This window comes from Pseudomonas sp. F8002, from assembly GCF_013385495.1.
Classification (GTDB): Bacteria; Pseudomonadota; Gammaproteobacteria; order Pseudomonadales; family Pseudomonadaceae; genus Aquipseudomonas.
Genome location: NZ_JACAPW010000003.1, coordinates 153,229 through 167,441, shown reverse-complemented (window position 1 = coordinate 167,441; position 14,213 = coordinate 153,229). Strand labels below are relative to the sequence as shown.

The 14,213-nt window shown below is 63.0% G+C and carries 17 protein-coding genes; 4 read left to right on the top strand and 13 right to left on the bottom strand.

Annotation, left to right across the window (positions count from 1 at the left end; genetic code table 11):
* Positions 1–24: 24 nt before the first annotated feature.
* A complete protein-coding gene (locus tag HX811_RS05840; protein WP_177045167.1) occupies positions 25–921 on the bottom strand; it encodes a LysR family transcriptional regulator in 897 nt (298 codons plus the stop codon).
* Between the two features lie 135 nt (positions 922–1,056).
* Between HX811_RS05840 and HX811_RS05835 the strand changes: the two genes are divergently transcribed.
* Positions 1,057–2,259 (top strand): MFS transporter, encoded by a 1,203-nt coding sequence (locus HX811_RS05835; protein ID WP_177045218.1) that lies wholly within the window; start codon positions 1,057–1,059, stop codon positions 2,257–2,259.
* Positions 2,260–2,406: 147 nt separating this feature from the next.
* On the opposite strand, the gene HX811_RS05830 is transcribed toward HX811_RS05835, so the two are convergent.
* From HX811_RS05830 to ccmA, 10 genes are all read right to left on the bottom strand, one after another.
* Positions 2,407–2,799 carry a hypothetical protein gene (locus HX811_RS05830; protein WP_134327105.1) on the bottom strand — a complete coding sequence of 131 codons (393 nt, stop codon included), beginning with the start codon at positions 2,797–2,799 and terminating at the stop codon, positions 2,407–2,409.
* A gap of 15 nt (positions 2,800–2,814) precedes the next feature.
* Entirely contained in the window at positions 2,815–4,008 is a 1,194-nt protein-coding gene (ccmI, locus tag HX811_RS05825) for a c-type cytochrome biogenesis protein CcmI (protein ID WP_177023215.1), read from the bottom strand.
* Positions 4,001–4,474 (bottom strand): cytochrome c-type biogenesis protein, encoded by a 474-nt coding sequence (locus tag HX811_RS05820; RefSeq protein ID WP_003210629.1) that lies wholly within the window; start codon positions 4,472–4,474, stop codon positions 4,001–4,003. The genes ccmI and HX811_RS05820 overlap by 8 nt, the downstream gene beginning before the upstream one ends.
* Positions 4,471–5,007 carry a DsbE family thiol:disulfide interchange protein gene (locus HX811_RS05815; protein ID WP_008434782.1) on the bottom strand — a complete coding sequence of 179 codons (537 nt, stop codon included), beginning with the start codon at positions 5,005–5,007 and terminating at the stop codon, positions 4,471–4,473. Before HX811_RS05815 ends, HX811_RS05820 begins: the two co-directional genes overlap by 4 nt.
* On the bottom strand, positions 5,004–6,992 hold the full coding sequence (locus HX811_RS05810) for a heme lyase CcmF/NrfE family subunit (protein ID WP_003210631.1): 1,989 nt from the start codon (positions 6,990–6,992) through the stop codon (positions 5,004–5,006). The genes HX811_RS05815 and HX811_RS05810 overlap by 4 nt, the downstream gene beginning before the upstream one ends.
* A gap of 3 nt (positions 6,993–6,995) precedes the next feature.
* Positions 6,996–7,451 carry a cytochrome c maturation protein CcmE gene (gene ccmE / locus HX811_RS05805; protein WP_008434786.1) on the bottom strand — a complete coding sequence of 152 codons (456 nt, stop codon included), beginning with the start codon at positions 7,449–7,451 and terminating at the stop codon, positions 6,996–6,998.
* Entirely contained in the window at positions 7,448–7,624 is a 177-nt protein-coding gene (gene ccmD / locus HX811_RS05800) for a heme exporter protein CcmD (protein WP_008434788.1), read from the bottom strand. The genes ccmE and ccmD overlap by 4 nt, the downstream gene beginning before the upstream one ends.
* A complete protein-coding gene (locus tag HX811_RS05795) occupies positions 7,621–8,376 on the bottom strand; it encodes a heme ABC transporter permease (protein ID WP_003210634.1) in 756 nt (251 codons plus the stop codon). The genes ccmD and HX811_RS05795 overlap by 4 nt, the downstream gene beginning before the upstream one ends.
* A gap of 85 nt (positions 8,377–8,461) precedes the next feature.
* Positions 8,462–9,130 carry a heme exporter protein CcmB gene (gene ccmB / locus HX811_RS05790; RefSeq protein ID WP_003210635.1) on the bottom strand — a complete coding sequence of 223 codons (669 nt, stop codon included), beginning with the start codon at positions 9,128–9,130 and terminating at the stop codon, positions 8,462–8,464.
* Positions 9,127–9,708 (bottom strand): cytochrome c biogenesis heme-transporting ATPase CcmA, encoded by a 582-nt coding sequence (gene ccmA / locus HX811_RS05785; RefSeq protein WP_371132371.1) that lies wholly within the window; start codon positions 9,706–9,708, stop codon positions 9,127–9,129. The genes ccmB and ccmA overlap by 4 nt, the downstream gene beginning before the upstream one ends.
* A 252-nt stretch (positions 9,709–9,960) precedes the next feature.
* Here ccmA and HX811_RS05780 point away from each other — a divergent pair, with 252 nt between their 5' ends.
* From HX811_RS05780 to HX811_RS05770, 3 genes are all read left to right on the top strand, one after another.
* Positions 9,961–11,544 (top strand): flagellar hook-length control protein FliK, encoded by a 1,584-nt coding sequence (locus tag HX811_RS05780; protein ID WP_177045163.1) that lies wholly within the window; start codon positions 9,961–9,963, stop codon positions 11,542–11,544.
* On the top strand, positions 11,541–11,870 hold the full coding sequence (locus HX811_RS05775) for an EscU/YscU/HrcU family type III secretion system export apparatus switch protein (protein WP_003210638.1): 330 nt from the start codon (positions 11,541–11,543) through the stop codon (positions 11,868–11,870). Before HX811_RS05780 ends, HX811_RS05775 begins: the two co-directional genes overlap by 4 nt.
* A gap of 227 nt (positions 11,871–12,097) precedes the next feature.
* Entirely contained in the window at positions 12,098–13,261 is a 1,164-nt protein-coding gene (locus HX811_RS05770; protein ID WP_102369668.1) for a hypothetical protein, read from the top strand.
* 33 nt (positions 13,262–13,294) lie between these two features.
* Here the strand turns inward: HX811_RS05770 and HX811_RS05765 are convergent, their stop codons facing one another.
* Positions 13,295–13,690 (bottom strand): DUF2802 domain-containing protein, encoded by a 396-nt coding sequence (locus HX811_RS05765; protein ID WP_008434800.1) that lies wholly within the window; start codon positions 13,688–13,690, stop codon positions 13,295–13,297.
* Positions 13,691–14,176: a chemotaxis protein CheW gene (locus tag HX811_RS05760; RefSeq protein ID WP_003210641.1), complete on the bottom strand. Its 486-nt coding sequence runs from the start codon at positions 14,174–14,176 to the stop codon at positions 13,691–13,693.
* Positions 14,177–14,213 lie beyond the last annotated feature (37 nt).

Below are 14,213 nucleotides of genomic sequence, written 5' to 3'. Positions count from 1 at the left end.
TCATCAGGTTCAAACTGCCCGGTGTTATTGAGCGATGCGGGCGCGCAACCGCGGCATTACAAAATCCAGAAACGCCCGCAGCTTCAGCGGCAACGGCGACTGGCCTTTGTGCACCAAACTGATGGGCAGCGGCGCCGACTCGAACGCCTCAAGCATCACCGCCAACGCCTCCTCCCGCACCGCATCCGCCACTTGATACGAGAGTACCCGAATCACCCCAACCCCCAACGTCGCCGCCGCAATCGCCGCTTCTGCGGTGTTCACCGACAACCGCGAATGCACCGGTACCGAGAGCCCGGCTTTGCCCGCGCCAAATCCCCACGCCCCTTGGGACGCCAGCACTTCGAAGGTGATGCAGTCATGCCCCGCCAAGTCCTGGGGCTCAGCGGGTATGCCGCGAGCGGCCAGGTATGCCGGGCTGGCGCACACCACCCGCCGCACCGCGCCCACCTGCATGGCCTTGAGCGAGCTGTCGGGCAACTCGCCAATGCGCACCGCGACGTCGCAGTGTTCTTCCATCAGGTGCACGACGCGGTCGGTAAGGATCAGGTTGATGTCGATCTCCGGGTACTGCGCGAGGAATTCCGCCACCACCGGCACGATGTGCAGCCGCCCGAAGACCACGGGCGCGGTGACCACCAGTTCGCCCCGGGGCTGGGAATATTCGCCAGTGGCCGCGCGCTCGGCCTCGCTGATGTCTTCAAGAATGCGCCGGCACGCGTCGAGGTAAGAGGCGCCGGCATCGGTCAACGACAGCTGGCGCGTGGTGCGGTGCAGCAGGCGGGTTTTCAGGTGCGTCTCAAGTTCAGCCACCTTGCGGCTGACGCTGGCCAGCGGCATGTCGAGGCGCCGCGCCGCAGCGGTCAGGCTGCCTGCATCAACCACGGCAACGAAGATGGACATGGATTCAAGACGGTTCATGGCAACCTATCAAATTCTGGAAGGATGATTCCAAATCCTAGGGGATTATCCTGATAAGCGCGAGTGCGTAACGTTGGCTACTCATCTCCTTCCCGGAGATCTGCATTGAAGGAGAGCGCCGTGAGTGGCCTGCCGATGACATCCCAACCTTCCACAGCGCCTGCGGTCGCGCCGCGCGGCAAGATCATCATGATGGCGGTGATCGCCGGCGCGGTGATTACCAATATTTACTGCACCCAGCCGATCCTGCCGCTGATCGCTTCGGACATGGGCGTGGACGTGACCACCGTGGATCTGGTGGCCGGTTCCGCCCTGCTGGGTTTTGCTACCGGGCTGGCGTTGCTGCTGCCGATGGGCGACCGTTTTGACCGCCGCAAGCTGGTGCTGGGGCAGATCGCCCTGGCGTTCTGTTTCGCCCTGGCGGCGGCGTTTTCACCGGGCATCTGGGCGCTGATCGGGGCGTCTTTCGGCTTGGGGATTGTGAGCTGTGTACCGCAGCAACTGGTGCCATTCGCGGCGGTGATGTCGCAGCCCCACGAACGCGGGCGCAATGTGGGCACGGTGGTCAGCGGGATCATGGTGGGCATCCTGCTCGGGCGCACGATCGCCGGCGTAGTCGGTGAGGCTTATGGCTGGCGGGCGGTGTACGCGATGGAGGCGGCCTTCATGATCCCGGTGTGGATCGGTGCCGCCAGGCTGCTGCCACAGGGCGTGCCGAGCACCAACCTGTCCTACCCTCGCCTGCTGGCTTCGCTGTGGCCGCTGATGCGCGACAACAGCCCGATTCGCCAATCAATGATGGTGCAGGCGTTGTTGTGGGCTTGCTTCAATGCGTTTTGGGTGAATCTGGCAGCACTGTTGGCTCATGGGCCATGGCAATTGGGCAGTGCCTGGGCCGGTGGCTTCGGGATTATCGGTGCGGCGGGTGCGTTGGCGGCGTCGCTCGGTGGGCGGGCTTCCGACAGGCTGGGTTCGCGCAAGGTGATTGGGGCGAGTATCGGGATTGTGACCTTGGCGTTCCTGCTGCTGGCGGGTGCCGAGACTTCGATTATCTTGCTGGTACTGGGGGTGATCGTGCTGGATATCGGCGTGCAGTCGGGCTTGGTTTCCAACCAGACCCGGGCGTTTGCGGTGGACCCGAAAGCCCAGGGCCGCATCAATAGTTTGTACATGACGGCGACGTTTTTTGGCGGTGCGGTGGGGGCGACAGTCAGCGGCTGGTTGATGGCGCGGTTGGGCTGGATGGGGATTGTGGAGTTTGGGGTGATGCTGGGGGTGATTGCCGGGGTGGTCCATTGGATCAGTGGCGCAGGCCAGGCCGAATATCAAAAACAGTAGAAATCCTGTGGGAGCCGGGCTTGCCCGCGATGGCGGTGTATCAGCCACAACTTCATAACCTGGTACACCGCTATCGCAGGCAAGCCAGCTCCCACAGTTGATTGCATTTCACGCTCACAAAAAAGGCGACCCGAAGGTCGCCTTTTTTCATTGTGCGTACTGCTTGCTCAACCCCGGCGGTACGCCATGGACATCGGTCTCTTCCCAAGGCCCGTTCGGGCTGATGGAGCGGCTCCAGCCGTTGCTCCAGCGGTAGTAGGTGCGCTGGCGGTAGAACGTATCCGGCTGTTCGTCCAGCACGTACACCTGCATCTTCCCGTCCCAGTGGCTGGCCGCACCCGGTGGCGGTGCGAAGGTCGGCGAGGAGCTCGGCACCGGTTTCGACGGTTTGATCACTGGGCCCGAGGGCTGGGTGCTCGGCTGGGTCGACGGCCCTGTCGGTGGAATAGTCGGCCCGGTAGGCGACGGAGGCCGATGGACCGCACAAGCACTCAACCCCAGTACCAGGCTGAGCAGGGTGATACGTGCGATAGCGGTCATGGGCATTTCCTCGAATTATTGGTCCGGACTGTCGATGGTCAGCTGCTGCAGCGCAGTGGTGCTGCTGGCCAGGGGTTGGCTGCGGCCGATCCACTCGCCAGCTGTGGGAACACCTGCCCGGGATATGCGCGCAACCAGTTGGACTTCGGGAAAGTTGGACAGTTTCAACTGCGGCATCATCGCGTCGCTGTCGCCCAGCTCGACGGTGATCGGCAGGTCGGCCACGGTCACGCGCTTGGCCGCCAATGGCGCAGGCGGGCCTTTGACGGCACGGGCGAAGATGAACACGCTGTCGGTCGGCAAGGCCTTGGCCTTCACATCGGCGGCCAGGTCCACCCGCACTTGCATCTGTTTTTCTGCCTTCACGGGCGCCACGCTGCCGCCGCTCTCCTTGAGCTTCTCGGCGGCCCGGTCGATCCCGCCTTGCAGCGCGGCACGGGAATTGTCGTCCGGTGGCAGTTGCGCCAGCAGGCGGTTCCAGTAGTCGATCGCTTCCTGGTAACGCTGGCCTTCAAAGGCGGCGATGCCCAGCAGGCCGAGGCTGGTGACTTCCTTCGGGTCGAGTTTCAGTGCTTCGTCGGTCAGGGCCTGGACCTTGGGCGACCACTGTTTGTTGTCGGCAAAGTACTGGGCCTGGGCCCACTGGCCGAGCAACTCGGGCTGGCGACCGGCCAGGGCCACGGTGCGCTCGAAGATTTTCGCCGCATCGGCGGAACGGTCCTGGGCCATGTAGGCACGACCGAGGAAGTACAGGCCTTCCGGCGAGTCCGGCTGGGCCGCTGCAGCGCGCTCCAGGCGGCGGGTCATGTCTTCCATGGACACCGGCGGCTGGGAGAATTCGCGGGTCAGTTCGACCTTGTCGCTGGCACCGTAATGCAGGTACAGCGCCACGCCCAGCACCGGCACCAGAAACGCCGCGAGCAACGGCAACGGTTTGCCGAGGCGCGATTCCCGGGGCTTTTCCACACCCTCGGTATCCGCCAGCAACTCACGGGCCGCTTCAGCGCGACCGCTGTCCAGCTGGGCCGCATCCAGCACGCCTTCGGTCTGCTGGGTTTGCAGTTCCGCCACGCGTTCCTGGTACAGCGCCACGTTCAATGCAGTGCGATCCTCTTCACGCTGGGCACGGCGGCCGCGTAACACCGGGATCAGCAGGAAACTCAAGGCAATCAGAAGCAGCAGACCTGCTGCGAGCCAGAAATCAATCATCAGTTTTTTTGTCCAGCAGTTGGTCGAGGCGTTGACGCTCGTCGACGGAAAGCGAGTCCGAGCCATCGGCCGGGGCGACACGACGGCGGCGCACAATCACCGCCATAACGACTAAGCCTGTGAGCAACAACCCGGCAGGGCCGAACCACAGCAGCGCAGTCTTGCCGGTGAGCGCCGGCTTGTAGCGCACGAAGTCACCGTAGCGGTCGACCATGAAGTCGATGATCTGCTGATTGTCCTTGCCCTCGCCGAGCATGCGGAAAATCTCTTTGCGCAGGTCGGCGGCGATCGGTGCGTTGGAGTCGGCGATGTCCTGGTTCTGGCACTTGGGGCAGCGCAGCTCCTTGGTCAGTTCGCGAAAACGCTCGCGGTCACCGTCCTTGGCAAATTCGTAGGTGTCGATGGCGGCGTGGGCCACGCCGACCATGCTCAAGCCCAATACCGCGGCGGCTAACCAACGCTTCATGGCTTGGCCTCATCCACCAGCGCCTGGTACTTGGCGGCCAGTTGCTCGCGCCACACCACTTCGTCGATCACGCCCACGTACTTGTCGCGGATCACGCCCTTGGCGTCGATGAAGAAGGTTTCCGGAGCGCCGTACACACCAAGGTTCAGCCCGAGGTTGCCGTCTTCGTCGCGGATATCCAGTTGGTACGGGTTGTGGAATTCCGCCAGCCACTTCAGGGCGGCAGCATTGTCGTCCTTGTAGTTGATGCCGTAGATCACCACGCCCTTCTCCGCCAGCTTGTTCAGCACCGGATGCTCCACGCGGCAGGAAATGCACCAGGTGCCCCACACGTTGACCAGTGCCGGCTTGCCCAGCAAGTCAGCCTGGGTCAGGGTTTTGTCGCCCTGCACCGTCGGCAGCGAGAACGCCGGAAATGGCTTGCCGATCATGGCCGACGGCAGCTCGGCCGGGTCCAGGTACAGCCCGCGATACAGGAACACCGCCACCACCAGGAACGCCGCCAGCGGTAACACCATCAACCAACGCTTCATACCGCCGCTCCTTGCAGACCGAGGGCTTCACGCACCCGGCTCTTGACCTTGACCCGGTAGCGCCGGTCCATCGCTGCCAGCAAACCACCGAAGCCGGTGAGCAGGCCGCCGAACCAGATCCAGCGCACAAACGGTTTGACGTGGACCCGCACGGCCCACGCGCCATCGCCCAACGGTTCACCCAGGGCGACGTAGAGGTCGCGGGTGAAACCGGCGTCGATCCCGGCTTCGGTCATCATCGAGCTTTGCACGGTGTACAGGCGTTTTTCCGGGTGCAGCACGGCGATTTCCTTACCGTTGCGCACAACGCGTACGGTGCCTTTGTCGGAGGTGAAATTCGGGCCTTCGAAGTGCTTGGCGCCTTCGAAAATGAAGTGGTAACCGGCCAGGTCCATGGACTCGCCGGGGGCCAGGCGCAGGTCGCGCTCGGCGCTGTTCTGGCTGGACAACACCACACCCAGGGCGCACACGGCGATGCCGATGTGGGCGACCTGCATGCCCCAGTAACTGCGAGTCATGGTCGGCAGGCCTTTGATCAAACCTTTGTGGCGGGTCTTGTCGATCAGGTCGCGTACACCGGCCAGCAATACCCAGGCCGCGAGCATGAAGGTGGCAAGCACGGCCCAGTTGAAGTCGCCGTAGGCAATACCGGCGATCACGGCCAGCGCGGCGCTGCCGAGCAGTACCGGGGTGAGCATGCCCACCAGCCATTTCACCGGGGTGTCTTTCCAGCGCACCAGTACGCCGACCGCCATCACCACCATCAGCAGCGCCATCAACGGGATGAACAGCGCGTTGAAGTACGGCGGGCCGACGGACAGCTTGGCGCCGCTCAGGGCATCCAGCACCAGCGGGTACAGGGTACCGAGCAGAATCATCGAGGCCGCCACCACCAGCACCAGGTTATTACCCAGCAGCAGGGTTTCCCGGGACCAGAGGTTGAAGCCCACGTGGCTCTTGACCACTGGCGCACGTAGGGCGAACAGCGTCAGCGAACCGCCGACCACGAACAGCAGGAAGATCAGGATGAACACGCCGCGCTCCGGGTCGGAGGCAAACGCGTGCACCGAGGTCAGTACGCCGGAACGCACCAGGAACGTACCCAGCAGGCTCAGGGAAAACGCGGCGATGGCCAGCAACACGGTCCAGCTTTTGAACACGCCGCGTTTTTCCGTGACTGCCAGCGAGTGAATCAGCGCGGTGCCCACCAGCCAGGGCATGAAGGAGGCGTTTTCCACCGGGTCCCAGAACCACCAGCCGCCCCAGCCGAGTTCGTAGTAGGCCCACCACGAGCCCAGGGTGATGCCGATGCCGAGGAATGCCCAGGCGACGATGGTCCACGGCCGTGACCAGCGCGCCCAGGCCGCATCGAGACGCCCGCCGAGCAAGGCGGCGATGGCGAAGGCGAAGGCGACCGAGAAACCGACGTAGCCCATGTAGAGCATCGGCGGGTGCACGATAAGGCCGATGTCTTGCAGCAGCGGGTTGAGGTCGTGCCCGTCAACCGGGATCTGCGGCAGGATGCGGGTGAACGGGTTGGAGGTCATGATCAGGAACAGCAGGAAGCCGATGCTGATCATGCCCATCACCGCCAGCACCCGGGCCAGCATCACTTGCGGCAGTTGGCGGGAGAAGATCGAGACGGCAAAGGTCCAGCCGCCGAGGATCAATGCCCACAGCAGCAACGAACCTTCGTGGGCGCCCCACACGGCGCTGAACTTGTAGTACCAGGGCAAGGCGCTGTTGGAGTTGTTGGCGACATACGCGACAGAAAAGTCGTCGGTCATGAAGGCGTAGGTCAGGCAACCGAAAGCGAACACCAGAAAGGCGAACTGGCCCCAGGCAGCCGGCTGGGCCAGGCTCATCCACAAACGGTCACCGCGCCAGGCGCCCAGCAACGGGACCACGGCCTGGACGATGGCAAAGCACAGGGCGAGAATCATCGCCAACTGGCCCAACTCCGGAATAAACAGTGCGGACGTCATGACTTAGCCCTCCTTGGCGGGGGTCGGGGCGGATTGGCCGCTGTCTTTGAGGGCCTTGGTGACTTCCGGCGGCATGTATTTTTCATCGTGCTTGGCCAGCACTTCATCGGCCACCACCACGCCGTCGGCGTTGAGCTTGCCGAGGGCAACGATGCCCTGCCCTTCGCGGAACAGGTCCGGGAGGATGCCGCGGTAGGTGATGGTCACGGACTTGTTGAAGTCGGTGACGATGAACTTGACGTCCAGGGAGTCGCCGGAGCGTTGCAACGAGCCTTTCTCGACCATGCCACCGGCACGGATTCGGGTATCCAGCGGCGCTTCGCCGTTGGCGATCTGGGTCGGGGTGTAGAACAGGTTGATGTTCTCCCGCAGGGCGCTCAGGGCCAGGGTCACGGCAATGCCGACACCGGCCATGATGGCCAGGATGATCAACAGACGCTTTCTACGCAGCGGATTCACTTTTCGGTCTCCCGGCGCAAACGACGCGCCTCTTGTTGCAGGTAACGCTTGCGGGCCAGGATCGGCGCGGCGACGTTGAGGGCCAGCACCGCCAGGCAAATGCCATAGGCCGTCCAGACGTACAGGGCGTGATGGCCCATGGCGAGAAAATCACTGAAAGAGTTGAAGCTCATCCACGGGCTCCCAGGCTGTTTTGCACTTCGGCCTTGACCCAACTGGTGCGGGCTTCACGCTTGAGCACTTCGAGGCGCATGCGCAGCAGCAGCACGGCGCCGAAGAAGCAGTAGAACCCCAGCACCATCAGCAGCAGCGGCGCCCACATTTCCACGGGCATTGCCGGCTTTTCGGTGAGGGTGAAGGTGGCGCCCTGGTGCAGGGTGTTCCACCACTCCACCGAGTATTTGATGATCGGGATGTTGATCACGCCGACGATCGCCAGCACCGCGCAGGCCTTGGCGGCGCTGTCACGGTTGCTGATGGCGTTGCCCAGGGCAATCAGGCCGAAGTACAGGAACAGCAGGATCAGCATCGAGGTGAGTCGCGCATCCCATACCCACCACGAACCCCAGGTCGGTTTGCCCCAGATCGCGCCGGTGACCAGCGCCACGGCGGTCATCCAGGCACCGATGGGCGCGGCGCATTGCAGGGCGACGTCCGCCAGCTTCATCTTCCACACCAGGCCGACGATGCCGCACACCGCCAGCATCACGTAGCAGGACTGGGCCAGCATCGCGGCAGGCACGTGGATGTAGATGATGCGAAAGCTGTTGCCTTGCTGGTAGTCCGGCGGCGCAAAGGCCAGGCCCCAGACCAGGCCGATGCCGATCAGCAATACCGCGGCGATGCTCAACCACGGCAGCAGTTTGCCACTGATGCCGTAAAACCATTTGGGCGAGCCGAGCTTGTGAAACCAGGTCCAGTTCATGCTGTTTCCATCACGGTTGCTTCTCGTCGTTGCGAGAAGCTTAGGGTCTTTACTGGTTAAGGTTCTATCGCTTAACCAGACCTCATTATTCGCCGACGCTGATCTTCAGGCCAGCCGCTATAGCAAAGGGTGTCAGGGTTACCGCCAGGGCGGCCAGGCTGCCAAGCCACAGGAGGTAACCGGTCGCCGGCATGCCCTGGAGCGCGGCTTGCAACGCGCCGCTGCCCAGGATCAACACCGGGATATACAAAGGCAAGATCAGCAGGGCCAACAACAGGCCACCGCGTTTCAAACCGACGGTCAGTGCCGCACCTACGGCGCCCAGTAGACTGAGAACCGGCGTGCCAAGCAACAAGGAAAGGAGCAACACCGGCAGGCATTCGGTGGGCAACCCCAGCATCATCGCCAGCAGCGGCGCGAGCAGTACCAGCGCCAGGCCGGAAAACGCCCAGTGTGCCAGTACCTTGGCCAATACCAGAAGTGGCAGGGGGTGCGACGAAAGGACCCACTGTTCGAGGGAACCGTCTTCAAAATCACTGCGAAACAGCCCGTCCAGCGAGAGCAGGACCGACAAAAGCGCCGCCACCCAGACCAGTCCAGGAGACAAGGTTTGCAACAGTTTAGTCTCGGGGCCCACCGCCAACGGGAACAGCGCGATCACAATCGCGAAGAACACCAGCGGGTTGGCCAATTCGGCCGGACGGCGACAGAGTAACCGCGCTTCGCGGGCGACCAACAGGGCAAAAACACTCATACCGCCCACCGGCCCAGGTCGAGGTCGCGGTAACCGGCAGGCATGCGCGTCAAGGTGTGGTGAGTGGTCAGGACAACCATGCCGCCCTGCTCGCAGTGCGCGGCAAGGTGTTCTTCCAATTGGGCAACGCCTTGTTTGTCGAGGGCGGTGAAGGGTTCGTCGAGAATCCATAGCGGCGGGCCGTCGAGATACAAACGGGCCAGGGCCACGCGGCGCTGCTGGCCGGCGGACAGGGTGTGGCAGGGAACGTCTTCGAAACCCTTGAGGCCAACCGCGGCCAGCGCCTGCCAGATCGCGTCGCGGCTGGCGGGATGATGCAGGGCGCTGAGCCAACTGAGGTTTTCTTCAGCGGTAAGCACATCCTTGATTCCGGCGGCGTGGCCGATCCAGATCAGGTTGCGCGCCAGCTCGGTGCGCTGCTCGTGCAACGGTTTGCCGTTGAGCCGTACTTCGCCCGCCGTCGGCTGCATCAGCCCGGCCAGCAGGCGCAACAGGCTGGTCTTGCCGCTGCCGTTGGGGCCGCTGACCTGCACCATGTCGCCGCCCGCCAGACGCAGTTCGAGGTGTTCGAACAGCATCCGCAGGTCACGTTCACAGGCGAGCGCTACGGCTTCTAGAAGAGGGCTGGTCAAGAGATCGCGGGCCTTTACGGTTCAAGTCGGCGGTGGAACGGCCGTTAAAGAGATGCACATTAACTGCTTTGGCGACCGTTTTTAGAGAGCTGGATCAATCAGTTGTGTTGTTTTTAACGCTCTCTTTGAAGACGGGCGGCATTATACATGTGATGCCCTACTCTAAAGAGGGCAATTTCCCCTGAGACGGCGCGCACGATGACCGGTGAGATCAATCTTCCCACGCTCCCCCCGACGCTTCCGGCCGGGCCTGCGCCCGCGCCTGCAGCGGGCGAGTTGCTGAAACTGCTGGAGCCGCAGACCGGCCTGATCGACCCCGGAAAAACCGTAAATGCCGAGGTGCTGGCACTGAAACAAGGCGGCGATGCCTTTCAGTTGCTGCTCAAGCTGACCCTGGAAGGCGGCCGGCAAACCCTGGTGCAGGCCAGCAGCAGCCAGCCGCTGCCGCTGGGTACCCAGGTGGAAGTCAGCCAGACGCCGTCGGGCAATTTGTCCATCAGCCTGCAGCAGGCCCTGAGTTCCAGCGTCGCTGCGCTGACGCGTATCGACACCAGCCAGTTACCGGTGGGCACCCTGCTGCAAGGCAAGGTGCTGACCACCCAGGCGCTGCCACAGGGCGCCAACCAGCCGGTGGTGTATCGCTCACTGGTGTCGGTGCTCAATAACGTCCTCAGCGGCGCGACCCTGACCGTCGAAAGCCCGCAGCCCTTGCGCGTCGGCAGCCTGCTCAGCGCCGTGGTGCAAGGTGCGCAGACCTTGAGCTTTGTACCGCTGAGCGGGCGCCAGGACCAATTGGCCGTGGCCCAGCAACTCTCCACCCAGCAAAGCCGCCAGGGCTCGCTGGACGTGGTGTTCACCGCGCTGCAAAGCCTGCCGGCGACCAGCAGCGACAGCACCGGGGCCGACCTGCGCGCCGCCGCCGAGCGTTTGCTCGCCGGCCTGCCCGACCTGGCCCAGGCCAGCAACCCCAAGGTGCTGGCGCAACTGATCCAGAACAGCGGGACCTTCCTCGAAGCCAAGTTGCTGGTCGGGCAAAACCCGCAGATACCGCCGCTGGACATGAAAGGCGCGCTGCTGCGCTTCGTCGCCGACCTGCTGCCATCCCTGCCCGCCAGCACCAATCTGAATGCGATCCTCGCTGCCAACACCCTGGCGCAATTGCTGCCCAGCTTCGTACGCAGCCCGCTGGGTACCCTCGGCCAGGTCGGCGCCAGGCAGGCGCCCGCGGGCTTTCCGCTGCCCGATCGGCTGATGCAACGCCTGGAAGGTGAAAGTGACCTGGAAAACCTGCTGCGCCTGGCCGCCGGGGCCATCTCCCGCCTGCAAAGCCATCAGCTGTCGAGCCTGGAGCAGACCGGTACCACCGCCGACGGCAAGCTCTTGACCACCTGGCAGCTGGAAATCCCCATGCGCACCTTGCAGGACATCGTGCCGTTGCAGGTCAAGTTCCAGCGGGAAGAACCGGCGCCCGACAAGGAACAGCCGGAACGCAAGGACAGCAAGGATCCCAAGCAAATGCTCTGGCGCGTGGAAATGGCGCTCGACATGGAGCCGCTCGGCCCGTTGCAGGTCCAGGCGCAACTGAGCCAGGGCAAACTGTCGAGCCAGTTGTGGGCGACCCGGCCCTTCACCGCCAGCCTGATCGAAAGCCACCTGGGCAGCCTGCGCGAGCGCCTGGTGTCGTCGGGACTCAACGTCGGCGACCTCGACTGCCACCTCGGCACCCCGCCACGGGGCCCGAAAACCGGGCTTGAACAACGCTGGGTGGATGAAACCGCATGAAAAACCCCAACCCGCCCCGCCAGGCCATCGCCCTCAAATACGACGGGCAACAAGCGCCGACCCTGACCGCCAAGGGCGACGATGCCCTGGCCGAAGCCATCCTCAAGCTGGCCCGGGAGAACGAAGTCCCGATTTACGAAAATGCCGAGCTGGTCAAATTACTGGCACGCATGGAGTTGGGCGACAGTATCCCGGAAGAGTTGTACCGCACCGTCGCCGAGATCATCGCGTTTGCCTGGACGCTGAAGGGCAAGTTCCCGGTGGGCTACGACCCGGACGCGGGGCCGGTGGAGCGGGATGTGACGGAAAGAGGCGACGATTATTAAGGTGGGAGCCGGCTGATCGTTCCCACGCTCTGCGTGGGAACGCCGCCTCGGACGCTCCGCGTCCAACTGGCGCTGCAACGTTCAAGTCTTGCGCAGGGGTGACGCGGAGCGTCACGGGATGCATTCCCACGCAGAGCGTGGGAATGATCAGTTGCGGTGGGTGGTGTATAGCAATTATATCTTTCGAGGTATAGATTATCCCGAACCCGATAGTTCAGGATAAACCCATGAGCCCTACCCGCCCGATTCTCAGTCGAAAGCTACTCGCCGAAGCGCTCGCCCGTGATCTGGCAGGCGAGTCATTTGCCGACTACAGCTCCGGCATGTTCCTCGCGGCTCCGCGCCGTACCGGCAAGAGTACGTTCCTGCGCAACGACCTTATCCCCGAGTGCAAGGCCCGGGGCTGGCTGCCGGTGTACGTGGACCTGTGGATGAACCGCGAAGTCGACCCCGCCGAACTGATCTCCGGCGCTATCGGCAAAGCCCTGGGCGAGTTCGAAAGCGCAGTGAGCAAGGCGGCCAAGAAAGCCGGTATCGACAAGATCAGCCTGTTGCGCACCTTGAGTTGGGACTTCACCAAACCGCAACTGCCCGCCGGCACCACGCTCAGCCACGCCCTGGACGTGCTGCACCAGGTCTCGGGGCAAATGATCGTGCTGATCGTGGACGAGGCCCAGCACGCTCTCAACAGCGAAGGTGGGGTGAACGCCATGTTCGCCCTCAAGGCGGCACGGGATCATCTCAACGGCAGCAGCACGGCAGATGGCCTGCGCCTGGTCTTCACCGGCTCCAGCCGGGACAAACTGGCCAACCTGGTACTCAAGAGCAAACAACCGTTCTTCGGCGCCCATATCACGCCGTTCCCGCTGTTGAGCCGGGATTTCGTCGAGTTCGTGACGGACCTCTGGAACCAGCGCCTGGCCGCGACCAACCAGTTCAACCTGGAGGACATGGACTATGCCTTCCAGCTCGTTGGCCGGCGCCCGGAAATGCTCAACAAACTACTGACCGAAGTGAGCGTGGGTCTTGGCGAAGCCAGCAACCTTGGCGAGTTGCTGAGGACCGGGGCACTCAATCACCAGGCCGGCATCTGGAGCGATTACGAGAGCGCCTACAACGACCTCTCGCCGCTGCAACAGGCGGTACTTGAAGTGATGGGCGAACGAACCCTGGGCAAGCAGGCGTTCTCGCCTTTTGCGGAGAAAACCTTCCAGGATGTGAACCGCAAGCTGGAACAGGCCCAGGTCGAGCCGAACGCCAGCACACCAAACGTGCAGAAAGCACTGGAAGTGCTGCGGGAGAAGGAGTTGGTCTGGAAAGCCAACCGTGGTGAATATGCTTTGGAGGACTCGACCATGGCCGAATGGCTGAGCAACCGGCACCGGCTATAAGCTGCAAGCAATACCGCTTGCAGCTCGTAACCTTCAGTTGTCCTTGTGCAACCGGCTCATCAACTGCGCTTCAGCCTGGGTCAACCCGCAGGACTGCGTCAGCTCATCCACCGTGGCGCCCATGCCCACCAGCTTCGCCGCCTGGGCGAATGAGAGGCTCGACGGGTCACGCTGCTCGAGTGCCGACAGCTTGTCCGGCAACGGCGCCAGCACCGAACGCAGCTCGTGCACTTCATCACCCACACGCACCGCACTTTGCTGGAAGTGGTCGACCCGCTTGGCCAGCTCCAGGATCCGCCGGTCGCGCACAGCGTCGCGCTCGACTTGTCGAGTGGCCAATTCCCGTTGCTGGCGAACATAACGCAGCAGGAAGCCCAGGGTCCCGGCCCAAAGGATGGCCAGGACGATCACCGCTACCTCAAGAAACAATCAGATATTCTCCAGGTCCTGCCACTCTTCTTCGCTCATCATCTTGTCCAGCTCAACCAGAATCAGCAGTTCGCCGTTCTTGTTGCAGACACCCTGGATGAACTTGGCCGATTCTTCGTTGCCGACGTTCGGCGCAGTCTCGACTTCGGATTGGCGCAGGTAAACCACTTCCGCCACGCTGTCGACCATGATCCCGACCACTTGCTTGTCGGCTTCGATGATCACGATGCGGGTGTTGTCGTTGACTTCGGTCGGCACCAGGCCAAAACGCTGGCGGGTGTCGATCACGGTCACCACGTTGCCGCGCAGGTTGATGATGCCCAGCACATAGCTTGGGGCACCCGGAACCGGAGCGATTTCGGTGTAGCGCAGCACTTCCTGCACACGCATCACGTTGATGCCGTAGGACTCGTTGTCCAGCTTGAAGGTGACCCATTGCAGGATTGGATCATCCACCAGACCTTGTGCGGACACTGACTTGTTCATACTCCAGACCCCTTCAAATACCGTTGGTTACGGTGTG